This window comes from Psychromonas sp. 14N.309.X.WAT.B.A12 (assembly GCF_030397575.1).
In the GTDB taxonomy this organism is placed as follows: Bacteria; Pseudomonadota; Gammaproteobacteria; order Enterobacterales; family Psychromonadaceae; genus Psychromonas.
Genome location: NZ_JAPNXS010000001.1, coordinates 20436 through 36772, shown reverse-complemented (window position 1 = coordinate 36772; position 16337 = coordinate 20436). Strand labels below are relative to the sequence as shown.

General features: G+C 37.6%; 12 protein-coding genes. 5 read left to right on the top strand and 7 right to left on the bottom strand.

The window, feature by feature from the left end; translation table 11 throughout:
• Window positions 1-124: 124 nt before the first annotated feature.
• On the top strand, window positions 125-1243 hold the full coding sequence (gene rnd, locus OW492_RS00155) for a ribonuclease D (protein ID WP_290037573.1): 1119 nt from the start codon (window positions 125-127) through the stop codon (window positions 1241-1243).
• Window positions 1244-1305: 62 nt separating this feature from the next.
• On the top strand, window positions 1306-2688 hold the full coding sequence (locus OW492_RS00150) for an MFS transporter (protein ID WP_290037571.1): 1383 nt from the start codon (window positions 1306-1308) through the stop codon (window positions 2686-2688).
• Window positions 2689-2758: 70 nt separating this feature from the next.
• On the opposite strand, the gene OW492_RS00145 is transcribed toward OW492_RS00150, so the two are convergent.
• Window positions 2759-3727 carry a flagellar motor protein MotB gene (locus OW492_RS00145; RefSeq protein ID WP_290037569.1) on the bottom strand — a complete coding sequence of 323 codons (969 nt, stop codon included), beginning with the start codon at window positions 3725-3727 and terminating at the stop codon, window positions 2759-2761.
• On the bottom strand, window positions 3727-4500 hold the full coding sequence (pomA, locus tag OW492_RS00140) for a flagellar motor protein PomA (RefSeq protein ID WP_290037567.1): 774 nt from the start codon (window positions 4498-4500) through the stop codon (window positions 3727-3729). Before pomA ends, OW492_RS00145 begins: the two co-directional genes overlap by 1 nt.
• Window positions 4501-4716: 216 nt before the next feature.
• Here pomA and xseB point away from each other — a divergent pair, with 216 nt between their 5' ends.
• The 3 genes from xseB to dxs are packed head-to-tail and all read left to right on the top strand — an operon-like array spanning window position 4717 to window position 7742.
• Window positions 4717-4950 (top strand): exodeoxyribonuclease VII small subunit, encoded by a 234-nt coding sequence (gene xseB, locus OW492_RS00135; protein WP_290037565.1) that lies wholly within the window; start codon window positions 4717-4719, stop codon window positions 4948-4950.
• 36 nt (window positions 4951-4986) lie between these two features.
• Window positions 4987-5877: a (2E,6E)-farnesyl diphosphate synthase gene (ispA, locus tag OW492_RS00130; protein ID WP_290037563.1), complete on the top strand. Its 891-nt coding sequence runs from the start codon at window positions 4987-4989 to the stop codon at window positions 5875-5877.
• A 2-nt stretch (window positions 5878-5879) separates the two neighbouring features.
• Complete coding sequence (gene dxs, locus OW492_RS00125; RefSeq protein ID WP_290037562.1) at window positions 5880-7742, top strand: 1-deoxy-D-xylulose-5-phosphate synthase; 1863 nt, start codon at window positions 5880-5882, stop codon at window positions 7740-7742.
• A 257-nt stretch (window positions 7743-7999) separates the two neighbouring features.
• Here dxs and OW492_RS00120 read toward each other — a convergent pair whose 3' ends face one another.
• The 5 genes from OW492_RS00120 to OW492_RS00100 form a co-directional block, all read right to left on the bottom strand.
• Complete coding sequence (locus tag OW492_RS00120; RefSeq protein ID WP_290037561.1) at window positions 8000-9544, bottom strand: ABC transporter substrate-binding protein; 1545 nt, start codon at window positions 9542-9544, stop codon at window positions 8000-8002.
• Window positions 9545-9546: 2 nt separating this feature from the next.
• On the bottom strand, window positions 9547-10065 hold the full coding sequence (locus OW492_RS00115; protein WP_290037560.1) for a phosphatidylglycerophosphatase A: 519 nt from the start codon (window positions 10063-10065) through the stop codon (window positions 9547-9549).
• Between the two features lie 12 nt (window positions 10066-10077).
• A complete protein-coding gene (gene thiL, locus OW492_RS00110) occupies window positions 10078-11121 on the bottom strand; it encodes a thiamine-phosphate kinase (protein WP_290037558.1) in 1044 nt (347 codons plus the stop codon).
• The gene (gene rluF, locus OW492_RS00105) at window positions 11118-12059 is read right to left on the bottom strand and encodes a 23S rRNA pseudouridine(2604) synthase RluF (RefSeq protein ID WP_290037557.1); all 942 of its coding nucleotides are present in this window, start codon (window positions 12057-12059) and stop codon (window positions 11118-11120) included. Before rluF ends, thiL begins: the two co-directional genes overlap by 4 nt.
• A 208-nt stretch (window positions 12060-12267) precedes the next feature.
• The gene (locus tag OW492_RS00100; protein WP_290037556.1) at window positions 12268-15801 is read right to left on the bottom strand and encodes an EAL domain-containing protein; all 3534 of its coding nucleotides are present in this window, start codon (window positions 15799-15801) and stop codon (window positions 12268-12270) included.
• Between the last annotated feature and the right edge of the window lie 536 nt (window positions 15802-16337).

Sequence of the window (16337 nt, the reverse complement as noted above, 5' to 3'; positions counted from 1 at the left end):
AATGCTTTTTATGCATTTATAGTATTCTTAAAGAGAAAAAAGATTCTCGATTTTCTAATAGAAAAAATTCAACATTTTCCGTAAGATATAGCCCATATTAGAACTTAAATTAGGCTAAACGTTGATGCAATTCGATATCATCACCACCCAGACACAATTATCTGAATACGTGAAAACTTTAGATAACTCCCCTATCTCTCTAGATACTGAATTTGTACGCACACGTACCTTCTATGCCAATTTAGGCTTATTGCAAGTTTCACAAAATAAAAAAATCGCCTTAATTGATCCTATTGCAATCGGAGATATTGAGGCTTTTTGGCAAGCAATAGATAACAAAAGCTGTATTTTACATGCGAGCAGTGAAGACCTTGAAATTATCAAACAACAAAAAGGCGATCTCAATATAACGCTGTTTGACACCCAAGTCGCCTGCGCTTTTTTAAATCAAGGCGCTTCATTGGGTTACGCGAAGATGGTTGAATCTATTGAAGGCGTTTTATTAGATAAAGGTGAATCGCGAACTGACTGGTGTGCTCGCCCTCTTACAGCTAAGCAACAAGTATATGCAGCTGCTGATGTATTGTACTTGGAGCCTTGTTTATCTGTTTTACAAACTCAGTTACAAGCAAAAGGCATGTCAGAATATTTTGAACAAGAATGCCAAATGATTCTGGATCAAAAAATGCAACCACTTAACCCTGACAAAGCTTACAAATCATTAGACAATCTATTTCAACTAGATAGACAAGGTCTAGCTGTCATTAAAGCATTAGCAAAATGGCGATTAGAAACAGCACAAGCACGTAACCTCGCACTTAATTTTGTCGTGAAAGCTGAACATCTTTGGCTATTAGCCCACTATCAACCTACTAGTTTTAATGACTTAAAACGTCTTAACCTTGCACCCAGTGAAATTCGCATTCACGGTGATCAAGTACTAAAAATTATTGCCGAAGTCGTTAAACAAGACCCAGATTCCTTCCCGCCACTTGTTACGCGTTTAATCGACTTCCCTGATTATAAAAAATCTTTAAAAGCAATTCGTGACAAAATTAAAGCATGTGCAGAACGTCATGAGCTTCCCGTTGAGCTAATTGCTTCAAAACGCATCATTAATGAATATTTAAGTTGGTGCTGGAAGTTAACTAATGAACAGCGTTTAACAGTCAATAAGCCTAAATTATTAACAGGTTGGCGACTTGAGATGATCGGGCATCAATTGGATTATGTTATTAATTAATAATTTAATTCGACTAGGAACATGCCCACTATAAGTTAATTACGCCTTAATTGAGAAATGCGATGCACACTGATATTGCCGAACAAACTGAAAAAACTAGCTGGCTAGAAAGCTGCAAAATCTATTTACAAAAACGTGTCGCTATTTTGTTTTTCCTTGGATTCTCCGCGGGCTTACCCATTTTACTCGTATTTTCTACCCTATCATTTTGGTTAAGAGAGGCAGGGGTTAGTCGAGCCAGTATCGGCTTTTTTAGCTGGATTGCCCTCGCCTATGCATTTAAATGGATCTGGTCCCCTTTTGTCGATCGTTTATCTATTCCTTTATTAACTCAATGGTTAGGAAGGCGACGCTCTTGGCTATTAATGTCACAAATATCAATTACCTTAGCAATTATTGGTATGGCGATGAGTGATCCGCAACAAAACCTAGTATGGTTTGCAGTTTGTGCTTTAGTGGTTGCTTATAGTTCTGCTACACAAGATATTGTTATAGATGCTTTTCGTATCGAATCAGCACCTGAACAATACCAAGCTGCGATGGCAGCGGCTTACATGACAGGTTACCGCTTAGCCATGATCATGGCGGGTGCCGGCTCCTTAGCTATCGCAGCTTGGGCCAGTGAATCTGAAGCTTATCAATTATCCGCTTGGTCACTTTCTTACTTTGTAATGGCTGCATGTATGGCGGTTGGCATTATCACCACCTTTGTTGCAAAAGAGCCAGAGCAAAACCCGGAAAAACAACAAGCTTTACAACAACGTCAAGATGCCATTGAAGCTAAATTAAAACAATCTCAATTGCCAAGAGTATTGGCTCGCTTCATCGCATGGTTAAACATTGCTGTTCTAGCACCTTTCACTGATTTTTTTAACCGCTACGGTAAACATGCTCTGCTAATCTTAGTGTTAATTGGTAGTTATCGCATCTCTGATATTGTGATGGGAATTATGGCAAATCCTTTCTATGTAGATATGGGTTACACAAAAGGTGAAGTGGCAGCTATATCCAAAGTGTTTGGTGTTATCATGACATTATTAGGCGCAGGTTTAGGTGGCATTTTATTAAATCGATATAGCACCTACAATATTTTGTTTTTAGGTGCTTTATTGGTGGTGATTACTAACCTTATTTTTGCAATACTTGCCTTTGTAGGGAAAGACTTAACCCTGTTAACCTTAATTATATCAATGGATAATATCAGTGCGGGCATTGCAACAACGGCCTTTATTACTTACATATCAAAACTCACTAATATTGAATTTTCAGCCACACAATATGCATTATTTAGCTCAATGATGCTGTTATTTCCGAAGTTTATTGCTGGTTTTTCTGGCGTTTATGTAGATAGTTTTGGCTATGTTAATTTCTTTATTGCTTCGGCGTTAATAGGTTTACCTGTGTTAGCCTTAATTATATTGCTTAAGAAAATAATTGAAGCTTAAATTTTTACATAAAATGTGTAAGTAGATGAGAGTTTCTCATCTACTTATTTAGCACATACCTGATGGTTCACTATTCTACCGAAATCTCATCTGATTCACTGGCTTCACCTTGCATGATCATAATTTCAACACGGCGGTTTCTATTTTGTGCTTCAGTGCTATTACCTTCAACAAGCGGTTTACTATTTGCATAACCGACCACTAGCATCTTCTTGGCACGAATACCGGCTACTTTTAACATCTCCTGTGCTACTGAAACAGCACGTTGCGCAGAGAGATCTAAATTAGAACGATATAATTCTGACTGAATGGGTTCATTATCCGTATGACCAGCAACGGTAACAACACCAGGAATATCGACTAAAATATTTGCTATTTTAGTAATAACAGGCCTAAAACGAGGTTGTAAGAAAGCAGAACCTGCTGGAAAAGCTCCCTTCTCTCTTACACGAATAATCAACTGTTGCCCCAGAGCTTCAATTTCAATCGCACCATCTTCAATCTCTTCACGTAAATCTTCTGCTACCTGTTTCGCCAATGCTTGCTGCTGAGCAGAACTAGGTGTTGATGCTTCTTCTGTTAATTCCAATTGCTGCTCAGATGGATCGGCTGTTGACTCAGCCGCTTCAGCTGATAACACCTCTTTAGTTTTTTCATTTACTTCTATCGCCGTTTCACGGATGGGTACATTTTGTTGTGCACCAGATCGTTCGCTATCCCCATCCTCAAAGTCTAAAGTGGTACTAGTTATTTCTGTTGTTCGTTGCATGATCACTTCAATCGGGGTTGGATCAGGTCTACCAGGTCTAAACTCCTGCGCAATAACAGACGTTCCTTTTGGGATATCTTTAACTTCTAATTGATTTTGTACACCAAAAGCAAAAGACATTGACCCCGCAATCTGTTTAAACTTTAAAACATCCATTTCCGAAAATGAAAGTAATAATACAAAGAAACACATCAATAATGACATTAAGTCAGCAAAGGTACCCATCCAAGCGGGTAACCCCTCGGGAGGACATTTACATTCTTCTTCCATTACTCACCCCCAGCGTCTGCATCGCCGCTACTACGTTTAGATTCAGGTAAATAGTTACGTAATACACCTTCGATTACACGCGGGTTTTGTCCATCTTGAATACCTAACACGCCATCTAAAATAAGGCTGCGATTTAATTTTTCTTCTGCCGCTCTTAATTTAAGTTTATCGGCGATTGGCAAGGCCACCATATTTGCTACCACCGCGCCATATAATGTGGTTAATAGTGCAACCGCCATTGCTGGACCAATCGATTTAGGATCATCCATGTTGGATAACATAGCCACCAAACCAATCAAGGTACCAATCATGCCCATAGCAGGCGCAACATCACCGAAGTTTTTAAATATATCGGCCCCCACTTCATGACGCTCAGCAGTTAATCTAATATCATTTTGTAACGTTTGACGAACGACATCTGCGTCGTGACCATCTACCAGCATATCCACTCCCTTTTGCATAAAAGGGTTGGTTATTTCAGCTTCTTCTAATGCTAAAAAACCACCTTTACGTGCAGCATCAGCCATCTCAACGGTTTTGATAATTAACTCTTCTGGTGAGTCAGTTTTAAACATGAAAGCTTTCATGGCTATTTTCACAGCACCAAAAAATTGCCCAATGTTGTATTTCATCATCACAACAAATGCAGTACCGCCAAATACAATTAGAATAGAGGTAACATCAATAAACATGTCAATTGTGCCACCTAACAGCATTGCCATGACAACAAAGCCAAAGGCACCTATAATCCCAACGAGTGTTGCTAAATCCACAGATTAATCCTTTTAAGTTATTAGTTATCCATCATTTAATAGATAGTATAGCTATTTATAGTTAGTTTGTAGTCCAAATATTGTTATTTAAGCAAGATTATGATCAAGACGTTAAACAGGCTACAAGTTCACTTTTTAGCAATTATTTGTATGCCTTAGTTTGACATCCTTAACAGTCACGGTAACCTTGCAGAAAATATAGAAAAGGGATCCCCCATGGCCTTAAAAAAACCTGAAAATATGCAGTATGAAGAAGCAATTACAGAACTTGAACAAATTGTTTTACATTTAGAGGCGGGTGACTTGCCCCTTGAAGATGCGTTAAAACAATTTGAACGTGGTATTGCATTATCTCGTAGTAATAACCAAAAACTTCAGCATGCACAACAACAAATTAGCATCTTAATGCAAAATGATGTGCAAGCACCTTTACAACCATTTGAAGAATAACTTTTTGCTTTACTTTTCTCATACTAAGTAGCCTACATGACACAACTAACTTCTACCATGAAGCAATTTCAAGATCGTGTAAATGCACAACTTGAACAACATATTAACCATGCGCATATCACTTCACCTGAATTAAATGAAGCGATGTCTTATGGCGCATTATTGGGTGGCAAACGTGTTCGTCCTTTCTTAGTTTATGCCGTTGGGAGTATGCTCGGTAGCAAGCTTGAAACGTTAGATCCAATCGCCTCTTCCATTGAATGTATTCATGCTTATTCATTAATTCACGATGATTTACCAGCAATGGATGATGATGCCTTACGACGTGGCAACCCAACTTGTCATATCAAATACGATGAAGCGATGGCCATTCTTGCGGGCGATGCATTACAAACGATCGCCTTTGATATTTTATCGACAGAAATTACAGGCGTAACAGCGCAAGCACAATTAAAGATGATTAATACTTTGGCACGTGCATCTGGTGAAAAAGGCATGTGTGCGGGTCAAGTATTAGATATTGCGGCAGAAAATAGCACAATTTCGCTACCGCAATTAGAGTCAATCCACAATGCAAAAACTGGCGCATTGATTTTAGCAGCAGTACAAATGGGCGCACTAACTAAGGTGGATATTAAACCCTCTGAGTTTGATTTATTAACGCGTTTTGCTCGTGCTATTGGCCTGGCTTTTCAAGTACAGGACGATATTTTAGATATTACTAGTGATACTGCAACTTTAGGTAAACCTCAGGGGTCTGACCAAGCATTGAATAAGTCAACTTACCCAGCATTGCTTGGTTTAGAAGGTGCGCAACAAAAAGCACAAGACTTATATCAAGAAGCGCTTCATGCTTTATCGCAATTGCCTTATAATACTCAGTTACTTGAGTTATTTTCTCATTACATAATTAAACGTGACAAATAAATATGCCATTGGATTTAAGAAATTACCCGTTACTTGCAAAGATTAACTATCCAGAAGATCTGCGCTTATTAAAAAAAAGGCAGCTCCCAGCCTTGTGCGAAGAGTTACGTCAATTTTTATTAAAAAGCGTAAGCCAAAGTAGTGGCCATCTTGCGTCAGGTTTAGGTGTAGTGGAATTAACGGTTGCTTTACATTATGTCTACCACACCCCTTTCGATCATCTTATTTGGGATGTTGGTCATCAAGCTTACCCGCATAAAATTTTAACAGGTCGTCGTGACCAAATGGAAAGCATTAGACAGTTTAAAGGTTTACACCCTTTCCCGTGGCGCGAAGAGAGTGAATACGATGTACTTAGTGTAGGCCATTCCTCAACTTCAATTGGTGCAGCGTTAGGTTTAGCCATTGCCGCTGAAAAAGAGCAAAAAGGTCGTAAAGTCGTTGCGGTAATAGGTGATGGTGCAATTACTGCAGGTATGGCTTTTGAGGCACTTAACCACGCAGGTTCCCTAAACAACGACATGTTAGTTGTACTTAATGACAATGAAATGTCTATTTCTGAAAACGTTGGCGCATTAAATAACCACTTAGCAAAAATACTCTCTGGTGATTTATACACTCAATTTCGTGAAGGCAGTAAAAAAGTACTGTCTAACATTCCACCAATCAAAGAATTAGCGAAGAAAACCGAAGAACATCTAAAAGGTATGGTTTCACCGGGTACTATTTTTGAAGAGTTTGGTTTCAATTATATTGGTCCAATGGATGGTCACAATGTAATAGATTTAGTAGATACATTACGCAACATGCGTAATCACCCTGGCCCGCAATTCCTGCATATTATGAGTAAAAAAGGCAAAGGTTATAAACAAGCCGAGTTAGATCCAATTACTTATCATGCGGTTCCTAAATTTACACCAGACCAAGCTTTACCAACACCAAAACCATGCGCACCAACCTTTTCAAAAATATTTGGGCAATGGTTAAACGATATGGCAGATAGTGATCCGAAATTAACCGCGATTACTCCTGCAATGCGTGAAGGCTCAGGTATGGTTGAATTTTCTAAACGTCACCCTGATAAATATTATGATGTTGCAATTGCTGAACAACATGCAGTGACCCTTGCTGCAGGTATGGCGATTGCGGAATTAAATCCTATTGTTGCTATCTATTCTAGCTTTTTGCAACGTGGATATGATCAACTGATCCATGATGTGGCGATTCAAAACCTAGGTGTTTTATTTGCCATTGATAGAGCGGGCATTGTTGGGGCTGATGGTCCAACACACCAAGGAGCTTACGATTTAAGCTTCTTACGTTGTGTCCCTAACATGACAGTGATGACACCTTCAGATGAGCAAGAATGCCGTAATATGCTTTACACAGGTCACTTACTTAATACACCTGCGGCAGTGCGTTACCCACGTGGAAGTGGTACAGGCATTGACGTTGAACAGCAGATGACAGCTTTAGAAATAGGTAAAGCGAACCTGATTAGACAGGGAGAATCTTTAGCTATTCTCTGCTTTGGTACCTTCCTGCAAGCGGCAACTCCTGTGGCAGAAAAATTAAATGCAACTTTAGTTGATATGCGTTTTGTGAAACCATTAGATAAAGCTTTATTAAACGAATTAGCTCAGAGTCATTCGCAAATTGTCACCATTGAAGAAAATAGTATCGCTGGCGGTGCTGGGTCTGCTGTAAATGAATTTTTACTATCGCAAAAATTCACAGGCCATCTATTAAACCTAGGATTGCCTGATACCTTTGTCGAGCAAGGTACGCAGCCTGAGATTTATGAGATGTTGCAATTAGATAGTAAAGGCATAGAGGCACAAATTAACGCATTTTTTAATACCTAGAAACGAACTATCTTCTAGAGATAAAGCAGGTATTCCCTGCTTTTTTTATATCTAACATATTCAATAATAATTACATTATTTATCAATAACCTAAGCAGATAACAATCAAGTCATTATATATTCGGATAACTTGATAGTTGTTTTTAATCGGTTAAATTTTTAATGTAAGACTCTAGAGTGGACTCAAGAAAAAGCCGCTCAGCTATTTTAAACAATACAATAACCGAGTGGCTTTTGAGTATTATTGTGAGTAGCTATTACTGCTCTTGTTTGGGTGTTATCTCTATCTGTTTTTTAGTTTTAAAAAGCGACCAATATGGAATACCATTGCTCGAAAATATTTCCTTTAAGTTGAATTTATTATTCTGCGCCCAAATTTTATCTTGGTAAAATAGTGGAATAATCCAATTATTTTGTTGTAACGATTTGAAGTAATCTGATTGTGATTTAAAATTATTATTTAAACCTTGTTGCTTAAATTTGTCTTGTAAGTAGTCGCTTAAGTCACTGTCTAAAAATAAATTTTCAAACATATTATCCTGACTCATTAAACGAGTATCCCAGGTTGAAACAGTGAAGTCGTAATATAGGTTTGTATTCTTCCATATATCTTCAGAATCAATTTCTTGCGTCACTACAGTAATACCGATTCGCTTCAACATTTTTGTTAATGCTTCGGCTACCTTTTTCGTATTACCCACTTCATCAAGCATCACTAACAATGACATTTGTTTAGGTACATTCATGGTTTTGATTAAAGACTTCGCTTTATCCAAATCATACTCGGGCATAATTTCTTTGCTTGCACTATTTTTACCATCTACCAAAGTATTTTCAGCTAATGACAAAATGGAAGGATGGACCTCGCCATTATCCTTTAATATATACTTGAGCATGCCCTGCTGATTAATTGCTAAATGGATCGCTTTTCGTGCTTTTTCATTTTCTAAAATAGGCGATAATTTGTCATTAACAGTTAAAAAAATAACATTAGAGGACGGTACCCTGACCAAATTTTTAATAGTATTTTCTTCTAGATCTTCCGCGGTTTTATTTGGCACACCATAGCTCACTTGTACATCATCAGCTAACAATGCAAACAGTCGCGATTGTGGTTTATTGATTCTCATAAAACGAAAATACTTGGTCTCAGGCTCCCCATCCCAATAATGCGGATTAGCCACCACCACGATACCCAGCATAGGGTTATATTGTTGGATAAGATATGGGCCAGTGCCTGACATTGGTGGTGTTTTAACAGGAGGTAATATTATTGAAGGAGATGTATCTAAAAGGTTTGCATTACTTTGATAGAAAGTGGAATCGAGTACAAATAAGTTGGTAAGGTGATCTAATAATTCAATATCTGTTAAGCTGGAGCGAATATCAAAAGTAAACTGTTGAGTCGCTTTCACCCATTCTAACTTACTTAAAAAGCTAATATCTGATTGCTTTTTGGCTTGTTCAAAAGACCAAATAACGTCTTTAGAGGTCAATAAATTACCAGTATGAAAATGGATACTTTTCCGCAAAAAGAAACGTACCGTGGTCTTATCAATTCGCTCCCAACTTTCTACTAAGCGTCCCTGAATATGTTGTTGGTCATCCCATCGGAACAAAGGGTCAAACAAGAGATGTTTAAATTGCTGAGTCATTAATGAATCATCAGCGAGTGGGTTAAATGATACAGGTGTTTTATCAATAGCAACTGTAATGGCTTGTGGATTAAACACATTCTGGCTTTGTGCCAAGCTAACTACTGAATAGAACATTGAAACCATTAACATCCAACGTAACAACATATTTACCCCCAGTAATACATGATTAAACATAATCCTATCGCAGCAAATACACCAGCCACAATATCATCTATCATGATACCAAAACCACCTTCTACCTTTTTGTCTAACCAGCTAATCGGAAACGGCTTCAACACATCAAAAAAGCGAAATAAAATAAATCCAATGAAAACCCAAAGGAACGGAATATCCAACGTACTCTCAATATCAGAATACATCAATATTACAGGGGTCATAGTGATCCAAAAACCGACAAATTCATCCCAGACAATCGCTTTATGATCATGCACGCCCATTGCTCGGCTAGTGACTTCACAGAACCAGAAACCGGCTAGGCTACTGATAATAAGTATAACAATGTAAGACTCTATATTAAGCATTGCTAATAGGTAAAATAATGGTACTGCTGCTAATGTGCCAAATGTACCGGGTGCTTTAGGCGCAAGCCCACTGCCAAAGCCGATCGCAGCTAGGTGCATAGGGTTGGCTAATTTTAAGCCGTTTAAATCATCACGATTTAACATGTTCTTTTTACCTTATTTGAAATGATCCCAACCAGCTTTATCTAAATCCATAGGCTGTTGTAAATGGGTGAATGTAATTGCTTGTTTGCTATCAGCGCTGAATTCAATCGACTCTTTTTGCGTGGATGCTGGTATGGCAGTGATCTTACCAATCTGATAACAAACTAGTTCAGAATTTGCTAACTGAGTACTAATTAATTGTTGAAATGCAGGCATTTTTTCAGCTGGTACAGTGAACAACAGCTCATAATCATCACCTCCACTTACCGCAAACTGCCATGCTTGTAATTGACTTATATGACCTTGTTGTATCTGTTGTTTCATTGCTGCTGAGAAAGGTAGGTTTTCCAATTCAATCTGTGCATGACACTGTGACTTGTTCAATATATGAATTAAATCTTGGCTTAGACCATCTGAAATATCAATACAAGACGAGGCATAACTAGCTAGTTGTTTAGCAAGTATTAAACGTGGCTCAGTTAACTCTAAAGCATCAATAAATACTTGTTTATTATTTATTTTATCGCAGCTTTCACTGAATAATTTGACCGCTAAGCCTAATCCGCCGTCACCTAATACGCCACTCACGCACAGTAGATCTCCTGGCCGAGCTCCATCACGTCTTAGGGCTTGCCCTCTTTTGACAATACCTTTAGCTGAAACCGTTATCGACAAAGGTCCTTTGGTTGTATCGCCCCCGATTAATCTCACATTATACTTGTCAGCTAAGGCAAAAAAACCACGACAAAATTGACTGAGCCAATGTTCATCAATAGAAGGCAAAGTGATCGCTAAAGAAACCCATTTAGCCTCAGCGCCCATTGCCGCTATATCACTTAAATTAACGGCTAACGCTTTATATCCTAAGCGATAAGGGTCAACATCTTCAAAGAAATGAACACCAGATACTAAACTATCAGTGGTTACAACCAGTTGATAGCCATCAGGAATATCTAAAATGGCACAATCATCACCAATACCCAGCGTAACGCCTTGCTCTGATTCTGCAGGGCGATCGAAATATTTATGAATGATATCAAATTCGCCTTGGCTCATTTTCTTTTTAACGACAGTGTAGGTTTATTTTTTGCTGTGGTTGCACTAGGTGTTTTTTTAGCATTATTAACAAATATTTTTTTAGTTTTAGGAGTCGATTTATCAAATCGTTTAGCGCGATTATCTGCCACTGGTTTATGGCGTGCTAGTTTAGCACTATTGGCTTGATCGGTTGATTGTTGTTTTGGTTGCGCGGTATTAACAGCGGTTTTAGATGAACCTGCCACTGCTGTATTAATTTCAGTCATCTCTTGTTCAGACAGATTACGCCATTGACCCGCTTTTAGGTTCTTTAATGTTACGTTCATGATACGAGTACGTTGTAACCGTGTCACTTCATACCCCAAGTATTCACACATACGGCGAATTTGGCGGTTTAAGCCTTGTGTTAGGATAATCGTAAACACAAAACGACTTTCTACTTTAACAATACACGGCTTAGTAATAGTATCCAGAATCGGTACACCACGCTGCATACGATCAACAAAACGCTCACTAAGCGGTTGATCTACAGTCACACGGTATTCTTTATCATGCGCATTTTCAGCACGTAAAATTTTATTAACGATATCACCATCACTGGTTAAAAAAATTAACCCTTCAGATGGTTTATCTAATCGCCCAATCGGGAAAATACGTTCTTTGTGCTTGATAGCATCAATAATATTACCGTAAACATTACGCTCTGTTGTACAAGTAATACCAACTGGTTTGTTGTAGGCGATGTAAACACGATCTGATTTGTTATCAGCAATTTTGCTAATTCGTTTCCCATCAACAACCACAGTGTCACCTGGTTGCACTTTAGTGCCTAACTCAGGCACAACACCATTTATTTTAACTCTGTTTTGTTCAATCAATTTGTCGGCTTCACGTCGAGAACAATACCCCGAATCACTGATAAATTTATTTAGACGTTTTTCGGTATCTTGACTCACGGTAAACCCCAATACTATTAATTAATCACGCTTTAAGCGCAGTATTAAAGCATAATCAGGAAGTTAACGGAAATGAAATGCATTGATATAGGGGACACATAGCCTATTATTATTAGGCTATGTGTGTATTTGATAAACAACTGTATAAATTATGTCACCCATCCAGGTTATTGAGTCATATTGTCCATCATAAAACCAACTGATAGCTTTACTCTTTAGTAGAATCCAGTTTATCAATAACGACTTCAGACCAAGTTAAATCTGGTTTCCAATTTTTAGCCCAAGGTAACATCTCTTCCGCTGGCATTGGCCTAGCGATGCCATAGCCTTGTGCGTAACAACAACCTAAACGTAATAGTGCAACACCATGTGCTAATGTCTCTACCCCTTCAGCAATCACATTACGTTGGAATGCTTTAGATAATCCCAATACACCTTCTACAATAGAAAGATCATCAGGATCATCGAGCATTCCTAGAATAAAGCTTTGATCTATTTTAATTAAATTCACCGGTAAGCGCTTTAAATAAGTTAATGAGCAATAACCTGTACCAAAGTCATCCAACGCAAATCCAACACCTAAATTAGTACATGCTTGCATAATATTAGTCACGTTTTCAATATCTTGTAATTCGCTTGTTTCTAATACTTCTAGTTGTAATAAGTGTGGTGGAACATCACCATGTATCTGTAATAACTCACCCAACCTTTCAGCAAAAGTCTTTTGCTGCAGTTGTTGCGCATCGATATTGACACTAACCACAATATCAACACCTTGCCGACGCCATAAAGCAATTTGAGATAAAGCACTTTCAATTACCCACTCCCCAAGCTGAATATTCAGTTGATGTCGATTAATAACAGGTAAGAATTCAATGGGTGGTAACAAACCTCGTTCTGGATGTTGCCATCGAATCAAGGCTTCAGCTCCCACCAATTCACCCGTTTTCATATTCACTTTAGGCTGGTAATACAGTACAAACTCATCATTTTGTAAAGCTTCGCTAATACGAAGTAACTGCTCATGCTGACTTTTAAGTGCAATGTCTTGTTCCATATCAAATAGGTAATAACGGTTTTTACCCTCTTGCTTGGCGATATACATAGCTTGATCAGCATGGCGTAATAGTTGATCGGCACTCACACCATCATGCGGATAAATAGTCACGCCCATACTAGCCGACACTTTGAGTCTCGCACCATCAATCACAACGGGTTGGTCTAGCGCGGCTAGCATACCTTCTAATAAAGGCTCGCAATCCTTCGCTTTCTCTAGATTTGCAAACACAGCAACAAATTCATCTCCACCAAAACGCGCTAAAGTATCACCACTGCGCATACTGCCTTGAATTAAAGAAGCAGCTTTAACCAGCAATTGATCCCCGGTACTGTGTCCGTATGAGTCATTAACCACTTTAAAGCCATCTAAATCTAAAAAGACAACCGCTAAAGATTTGTTATTCACATCGCAATTGATCATCGCTTGTTTTAAGCGATCTGCTAATAAACTACGATTAGGTAACCCAGTTAAGACATCGTAGTGAGCAATATGCTCTAACTGCTTTTGTTGGTTTTTAAGGTCTGTTATATCGGTATATAACGCAATATAATTTTTGATCTTGCCAGGATCACCGTAAACGGTACTGATAGTTAATAATTGCGGAATGATCGTGCCATCTTTATGCTTATTCCAAATCTCGCCTGCCCAAAAGCCTTTGTTAGTAAGACTATCACGCATGACCTGGTAAAAATCTTGGTCATGAAGGCCTGATTTTAGAATATTATTACGCTTACCAATTGTTTCTTCTTCGCTGTATCCACTTAGATTGGTAAAGGCTTCGTTAATATCAATAATCTTGTTTTTATCATCTGAAATAACAATAGCTTCTTTCGCATGTGTAAATACCCCCGCAGCTAATCTCAATTTATCTTCATTGATTCTTCGCTCGGTAATATCAATGCCAATCGCGTAAATTAATTGATCATCCATGGAAGCAGTCGATGACCACGAAATAATTCTATGCTCGCCACTTTTATTACAATACCTATTCTCAAAACTAAATACATCACCACCGTTACCAATACGTTGAATCTCTAATGCCGTTTTTTCACGATCATCTGGGTGAATTTTGTCAACAATGCAGGTACCAATTAACTCCTCTGCACTAAAGCCTAAAATATCACTCCAGCCATTATTAACTTTAATTACAGTACCTTCAAAGTCTAATATGATATGTAAATTCAATGGTAATTTAAAAAACCTATCTAGCGTGTCCTGATTACGTTTATCTTCTGTCACATCTTTGATTAAGGCAGCTACGCCTGTGATATCGTTTTTATCATCTAAAATTAATGTGTTATGCCAATTACAAAAAATAACATCTCCATTTTTTGTTACATTTGCCCCTCGGAAGAAGGTTCCACCTATCTTTTCAAATAATAAATGATAATAATTAGTAAACTCTTCTCTTAACTCTGGAGCAACAATCAAAGACATAATATGACTTCCCAAAGCTTGAACCGCTGAATAGCCGAATATCACCTCCGCCGCCCTGTTCCATTCAGTACAAATAAACTCTTTATTCCAACCAATGGAAGCTAGTGGTGTATTTTGCAAATGACGAGATAATTTATCTTCACTTTGTTGTAAAAAATGTTGGCTATGTTTCAATGCTTGTTCAGTGTCTAAACGTGTTTTTGCCATTCTGCTGAAATGCTTTTGTAAATCGACTAATTCTATCGCTCCACCTAAAGAACTAACATCAGAACTGTTACCTAACGCTAATTGTTGTGTAGAAGTTTTGAGGGCTTTCAGTGGCTTTAAAATACTTCTGTTAATAGCAACGATTGCTAATACAATACAAAGTACAATGAAAAATAGAATCGTTGAAATAATTTTTAGTAAACGAATATCGATGCTATGCAATGCTTCTTCAAATGGTATGCCAATCACCATATTAACAGGCATGTCACCTTCAATATTCATTAATTCTTTACTGACAAATATCCTCAGTTCTCCATCATTATCTTCAATCATTTTAGTATGAGTATTAAAGGCAGATTGCCAAAAGTGTTGAACTTCGCTTATAGGCAGGCCTAATTGAGCTTTATTTTCTGGGTAGAGAGCAAGGATATTATCTTGATGATCGGTAATATAAGCCACTGCATTTTGTGGTAAATTTGCGTGTTCTAATTGCAAGCTCCACCACTCTAAAGAAACCGCTGCAACAGCGACACCCGCTACATTATTTTCTTGATCTACAATGGGGTAAGCAAAATTAATACTAGTTGTATTTGCAACACGGTCTACTTGGAACTTTCCGACAGTAAATTCTCTATTTGAGATTGCTTGTTGAATATAAGGACGGTCTGCAACGTTGACCGTTTTTGCTAATGGTAACGCTGTACAGGTTAAATCACCATTAACATCAGGTGCGCCAAGATTGACGTAATAATCAGTTAAATGATGTAAATTAGCTAGGAAGGCACTGCATTGAGGAGAGTTAGGTGTCAGTAATATCGAATACTTTGATAATCTTTTTAAAAAACTTTCGGTTTTCTGTAAAATTTTTATTTGCTCTGCGGTGATATTATCAGCAACAGTGACGGCACTTAATCTCGCAGTTTCAATTGCAGTGCTACGCTCAGAAGCTGCTTGAAAAAAAATGGCTATAATCCCCGGCAGGGATACAAGAAAAACCAAAAATAACAATCGAGATTTCAATGTTTGGAAATATTCCATTCTTTATCTAAATCCTTTAGTTTAATACAGACTAACTTGCTATGAATTGTATTTTTAAACGCTAATACAATGCATTCATATCACTTAAAACCTGAAAATGGCTATGCATAAAAAACCATGGAATCAACTAATAACAATAATTAATGCATTAATAATTAATAATTATTGCCTTTATAAAATTTATATAATTCATGTGAAACAACAGAATAGAACATTTAAACAATATAGCGCTCGAATTAGCTAGATATGCTACAACTTTAGTCAAAAATACTGACAATGATATATTTAAATTAGTTTTATTTAATGATATTGCATGATAGTCAAATTTAACTGATTGAAATAGAAAGGTCTATAAAACAATAAACTGAATGGATGTTTTTTTAAATTAATGGGAGTCAGCAGAAATAACGGTTAGAAAAATAATAATAATTTTAATAGTGGGCGAATCCATATTACAGCCTTCAAATGCTTCTTCTTTATTGAAAGCCGATGAAAGAAACCAGTATTTATAAACCCTCTCGATTCAAATTAAAGCA